Here is an 833-nt window from a genome sequence, read left to right on the forward strand (position 1 = left end):
TATGCATTGTCTGGTCAGAGTAATAATATTTATCCGTAATGGAGTTGTAACATGAGTTTTTTCACAGATAAGAAAACATTATTAGTTGGGGCCATCTCCCTAATGAGTAGTGTCTCAGCAGTGATGCTGACAATGCAGTCGAGCACGAACAGTGCTCCTTTCTTTACCCAGTCAGGTAGCACCCCTAAAATGGTGGTGAGCACTGATCTTCGCCAAGAGAACTCTTATATCCTACAAGGATTGGGACGTGACGCCTTGGTCGCAGCGGTTGAGAACGTCGGCGGTGCAGTGGCTCGTGAATTTCCAATTATCAACGCCATTAGCGCTTACTTAACGTCGTCACAAGCCACTGAGCTGGCCAGTGTGTCAGGTCTGAGAATGACCGAAGACCGTAATGTCATGACCATGGCGCTTCCAGGTGCTATATCAACAATCACGGGTGGCACGAAAAAGTTCGTTATTGATAACCACATTGCGACCCAAACCGGCGCAGACCAATTACATGAGTTTGGTATCACTGGTAAAGGCATTACTGTTGCGGTATTGGACAGTGGTACTTTAATGGGTGGCGAAGAGGGCAGGCCCCTACTTAAAAATTCATTAAATAGCTCTCGTGCATTTTACAAGTATGATGCTACCCATGGCGTAGTCAGTGCGCTGTTGAATGATGACCAAAACGGTCACGGTAGTCATATCTCAGGTATTATTGCCAGCAGCCTTCAAAGCGAAAACGGTAAATACAACGGTATGGCACCAGATGTGTACTTGTTGTCAGTTAAAGCATTTGATGGCACCGGCAGTGGTAGCTATACCAATGTATTGGATGGTTTGAA

Annotated in this window: 1 protein-coding gene; it reads left to right on the forward strand. The window is 45.9% G+C overall.

All coding sequences use genetic code 11. From position 1 onward, the window contains the following. Window positions 1–51: 51 nt before the first annotated feature. The coding region (locus tag ABD036_RS19100; RefSeq protein WP_343862795.1) for a S8 family serine peptidase at window positions 52–833 on the forward strand (782 nt) is incomplete at its 3' end.

It is taken from the genome of Aliiglaciecola litoralis, from assembly GCF_039523355.1.
Lineage (GTDB): Bacteria > Pseudomonadota > Gammaproteobacteria > Enterobacterales > Alteromonadaceae > Aliiglaciecola > Aliiglaciecola litoralis.